The organism is Pseudomonas sp. 05T35 (assembly GCF_056396605.1).
Genome location: NZ_JBFTLU010000349.1, coordinates 1 through 4,901 on the forward strand (window position 1 = coordinate 1; position 4,901 = coordinate 4,901).

Annotated in this window: 4 protein-coding genes; 2 read left to right on the forward strand and 2 right to left on the reverse strand. The window is 59.1% G+C overall.

The window, feature by feature from the left end; all coding sequences use genetic code 11:
- Nucleotides 1-141 precede the first annotated feature (141 nt).
- Nucleotides 142-1,548 (forward strand): DUF1254 domain-containing protein, encoded by a 1,407-nt coding sequence (locus tag AC1DH9_RS22330; RefSeq protein ID WP_427536951.1) that lies wholly within the window; start codon nucleotides 142-144, stop codon nucleotides 1,546-1,548.
- Nucleotides 1,549-1,625: 77 nt separating this feature from the next.
- Here the strand turns inward: AC1DH9_RS22330 and AC1DH9_RS22335 are convergent, their stop codons facing one another.
- The gene (locus AC1DH9_RS22335; protein ID WP_477808796.1) at nucleotides 1,626-2,120 is read right to left on the reverse strand and encodes a DUF934 domain-containing protein; all 495 of its coding nucleotides are present in this window, start codon (nucleotides 2,118-2,120) and stop codon (nucleotides 1,626-1,628) included.
- Nucleotides 2,117-3,790: a nitrite/sulfite reductase gene (locus AC1DH9_RS22340; RefSeq protein WP_477808797.1), complete on the reverse strand. Its 1,674-nt coding sequence runs from the start codon at nucleotides 3,788-3,790 to the stop codon at nucleotides 2,117-2,119. Before AC1DH9_RS22340 ends, AC1DH9_RS22335 begins: the two co-directional genes overlap by 4 nt.
- 318 nt (nucleotides 3,791-4,108) lie before the next feature.
- On the opposite strand from AC1DH9_RS22340, the gene AC1DH9_RS22345 reads away from it, so the two are divergent.
- Nucleotides 4,109-4,901: cbb3-type cytochrome c oxidase subunit I (locus AC1DH9_RS22345; protein WP_477808798.1), on the forward strand; the 793-nt coding region annotated here is incomplete at its 3' end.

Genomic DNA, 4,901 nt, shown 5'->3' on the forward strand with positions numbered 1-4,901 from the left:
CCCGCAATGACGTGCACCTTTGCCCGCAATGACGTGCACCTTTGTTCGGTAACGGAAACTTGTTTCGACAAAAACCGCAAACTCGACGACATTACGCCCGTGAAATAACACCTGAATCGCGCTTATCCATAGGACTGTGCAATGACCATCGAAAAACCGACCCGCCTGTTGCTCGCCGGCCTCTCTTTGCTACTGAGCGCCAGCGCCTGGGCAGATTTCAGCGCCAGCCCCGAAGAAGCCCGGGGGATCGCCAAAGACGCGTATCTCTACGGCTTCCCGGTGGTGGAGATGTACAAGACCCTGTACACCCAGGCGGTGGACAAGAACGGTCCGAACTTCAAGGCACCGCTCAACCATATCAGCAATACGGCCAGGGCGTTCACCCCCAAGGACACCGCGTTCGTTAGCCCAAACCCGGACACTCCCAGCTCAGTTCTCTGGATGGACCTGCGCGCAGAGCCTGTGGTTGTGACCCTGCCGCAGATCGCCGAAGAGCGTTACTACTCGGTACAACTGGTCGACCTCTATACCCAGAATTTTGCTTACCTGGGCACCCGCAGCACGGGCAACAAGGGCGGGACCTTCATGATTGCCGGTCCCAATTGGCAAGGTCAGCAACCGCTGAAGATCGATCGACTGGTACGTAGCGAAACCAATATTGCCTATGCGCTGTACCGTACCCAGCTGTTTGACGAAAAGGACCTGGAGAAGGTCAAGAAAATCCAGCACGGCTACAAGGTTCAGACGCTGAGCCAGTACCTGGGGCAACCGGCACCGGCCGCCGCACCAAAAATTGACTGGCCAAAGCCAACTCCGACCATGAGCGACAGCCCGGAGCTGTTCCGCTACCTGAACTTCATGCTCGGCTTCGCCCCGGCGCAAGACGTTGAAAAAGACCAACTGGCACGCTTCGCGAAAATCGGCATTGTTGCCGGCCAGCCGTACGACCTCAAAGCCCTCACCGCCGAACAGCGCAAGGCCCTCGACGACGGGATTGCCGATGCCAAGGCCGAGTACGCGGCGTTCAAGAAAGACAAGATCGATACCCATCAGGTCAGCAACGGTGACTTGTTCGGTACCCGCGACCATTTGAACAACAATTATCTGTACCGCTACGCCGGCGCCAACCTGGGGATCTTTGGCAACTCGGCCGATGAAGCAGCCAAATTCAGTTATCTGGTCGACAGCCTGGGCAAACCGGCTAATGGCGCGAGACACAGCTACACCGTGCACTTTGACAAGGATCAGTTGCCACCGGCCGACGCGTTCTGGTCGCTGACCATGTACGACGGCAAGACCAAACTGCTGGTACCCAACCACAAGAAACGCTACCTGCTCAACTCGCGCATGCTGTCCACCTTCAAGCGCGACCCGGACGGCGGCCTGACGCTTTACCTGCAGCACTCCGAGCCGCTCAAGGATCAGCGCAGCAACTGGCTGCCGGCGCCGCACGGTCCGTTCTACGCGATATTGCGCCTGTACCTGCCCCAGCCTCAGGTCGGCAACGGTCAATGGAAACTGCCGCCGCTGACGCCGATCAACCCGTAAGTTGAAGTGATACGCAAACCGTGTGCACCCACGCAACAGTGGGTGCACACATCACCCAGATCTGTTGAACGTATTGATCAGCGTCGGCGAAACAACGGTCGTGGCTCGATCACCGAACGACCGTAATGCACGCTCATCCCCACCAGCCCCTTGAGGGCATCTTCAGCGCATTTGTCTTCACGCACCGCGAACGCATCGAAACCGCATTGGCGCATATGGCTGAGCTGGTCGCGCAGCACATCGCCAATCGCCCGCAACTCCCCCGCCCAGCCCAAACGCGTGCGCAACAGGTAAGCCTGGCTGTAAGCCCGGCCATCGCGGAAACTCGGGAACTCCAGCGCGATCATGKGGATCAGCTTGAGCCACGGCTTGAGACTTTCGACATCGTCATCCGGCCCCAGCCATACCGCGTCTCGTGACGGATGATGTTCAATACGGCGCATCAGCCACAAGGCCAGCGGCAAGATCAGCGGCCCCGTTGGCAGTTCGCTTTCCAGGTCCCTGACCAGTGTCCACGGATCGTCATTGACCTTAAGCGCAACACCTTCCTCCAATCGCAGCAGATTATTCATGCGACGACCTCCAGGCTCTTGGGATAAACGCGCTCCTTGAACGGCTCCAGACCGATGCGCTGCAAGGTATCGACAAACAGTTCTTCACTCTCGCGGTAGCGGACAAAGGTCGCGATGATCCGCTCGATCACCTGCGGTACTTCGGCGGCGCTGAACGACGGGCCGATGACCTTGCCCAACGCGCTGTTCTTGCCCTGTGATCCGCCGAGGGTGATCTGGTACCACTCGCTGCCATTCTTATCGACGCCGAGAATGCCGATATTACCGATGTGGTGATGACCACGGGCATTCATGCAGCCAGAGATGTTGAGGCTGATGTCGCCCAGGTCGTGAAGGTAATCCAGGTCATCGAAGCGTGCCTGGATCGCTTGGGCGATGGGGATCGACTTGGCATTGGCCAGCGCGCAGAAATCGCCGCCGGGGCAGGCAATGATGTCGGTCAGCAAACCGACGTTGGCGCAGCCCAGTCCGTGCTCGCAGGCAAGGCGCCACAATGCGTACAAGTCAGCCTTGGGTACATCCGGCAGGACAATGTTCTGTTCATGGGCAATACGGATTTCACCGAAACCGAACTGCTCGGACCAGTCGGCCACTGCGTCCATCTGCACGCCAGTGACATCACCTGGCGGTGAGGCCATGCCGGGTTTGGTCGACAGCACCACGCTGGTGTAGCCCGGTACTTTGTGCGGCTGCACGTTACGCGCAACCCAACGTGCGAACGCCGGGTTCTCGGTCAGGCGAGTACCGAAGTCCAGGTCGGTGTCGGCCAGTGGCTCATAGGCAGGCGGTACGAACGCGCTGGCGACGCGCTGGTATTCGACGTCGGTCAATTGCGCCGGGCCATCCTTGAGGTGTTGCCACTCCTGTTCGACTTCCTGGGCGAAGGCCTCGATGCCCAGCGCCTTGACCAGAATCTTGATCCGCGCCTTGTACTTGTTGTCACGCCGGCCATGGCGGTTATACACCCGCAACACCGCCTCGACATAAGACAACAAGTGCTGCCACGGCAACCCTTCACGGATCTGCAAGCCGAGGATCGGTGTGCGCCCCAGGCCGCCGCCGACGATCACTCGCAGCAGCATCTGCCCGGCCGCGTCGCGGTAAAGGTAGAGGCCGATGTCATGCATCATGATTGCTGCGCGGTCGTGTTCCGCCGAGCAGATGGCGATCTTGAATTTGCGCGGCAAAAACAGGAATTCGGGGTTGATGGTCGACCACTGCCGGAGGATTTCCGCCAGGGGCCGTGGGTCGATCAGCTCATCCGCCGCCACCCCGGCAAAGGCTTCGGTGGTGATGTTGCGCACGCAGTTGCCGGAGGTCTGGATCGCATGCATTTCGACCTGGGCGAGGCGCTCGAGGATGTCCGGCACCTGGGCCAGTTCGATCCAGTTGAACTGCATGTTCTGCCGGGTGGTGAAGTGCCCGTAACCCCGATCGTAATCCCGGGCGATGCTCGCCAGCGTACGCATCTGCCGGGCACTCAGGGTGCCGTAGGGAATGGCCACTCGCAGCATGTAGGCGTGCTTTTGCATGTACAGGCCGTTCTGCAGGCGCAATGGCAAAAACTCTTCCTCACTCAAGGCTCCAGCCATGAACCGCTCGACCTGATCGCGAAACTGTGCAACCCGTTCAAAGACCAGGGCCCGGTCATAGTCATCGTATTGATACATGGTCCTACCTCATCAGTGCTGACCCCAAACCCACAGAACACGTAGCAGCTGCCGAGCCCGCGAGGCTGCTGCTACGGGTGGGTAACCAGGGTTCTTGTGTGGTGGTGACTATGCAGTAGCGGCTCAGGTGGTTACAGATTCAGCTAAAGACTAAAAAACCATATCAGGGCGCGGCAGATCACCGCAGGCAGGCCCTGCATCTGATCCGTATTAATGCAGTTTTTCTGAGTCTGTTTTGTTTCGACCAGGGTTTCTACAGTTGACCGCATGCCAGACCGGGTGGCCTGGCAAGACTTTGCAACCGTGGAAGCATTGACCATGAGCACAGCAGCAATCGGACAGGCCTATAACTACAAGGTCGTCCGCCAATTCGTCGTGGCAACAGTGGTATGGGGTGTTATCGGGATGGCGATGGGCGTGTGGATCGCCTCGCAACTGGTGTGGCCGGAGGCGAACCTCGATTTGCCCTGGACCACCTTTGGCCGCTTGCGTCCGTTGCACACCAGCCTGGTGATTTTCGGTTTTGCCGGCAGCGCACAATTTGCCGCCAGTTACTACGCGGTGCAGCGCACCTGCCAGGTGCGACTGTACAGCGACAAACTCGCCGCCTTCACCTTCTGGGGCTGGCAATCGGTGATCGTCAGCATGCTGATCACCCTCCCCCTGGGCTACACCACCACCAAGGAATACGCCGAGATCGAATTCTCCGGCGCGGTGTGGATGACGGTGGTCTGGGTCGCCTACGCCATCGTGTTTTTCACCACCGTGGTGCAGCGCAAGACCAAGCACATCTATGTCGGCAACTGGTTCTTCGGTGCGTTCATTGTGGTGATCGCCATGCTGCACGTAGTCAATCACCTGTCGATTCCAGTGGGCTGGTTCAAGTCCTATCCGGTGTATTCCGGAGCTACCGATGCGATGGTGCAGTGGTGGTATGGGCACAACGCGGTGGGCTTCTTCCTCACCACCGGCTTCCTCGGGATGATGTATTACTTCGTGCCGAAACAGGTCGGCCGGCCGGTGTATTCCTATCGGTTGTCGATCGTGCATTTCTGGGCGCTGATCACCCTGTACATCTGGGCCGGCCCGCACCACTTGCACTACACCGCAC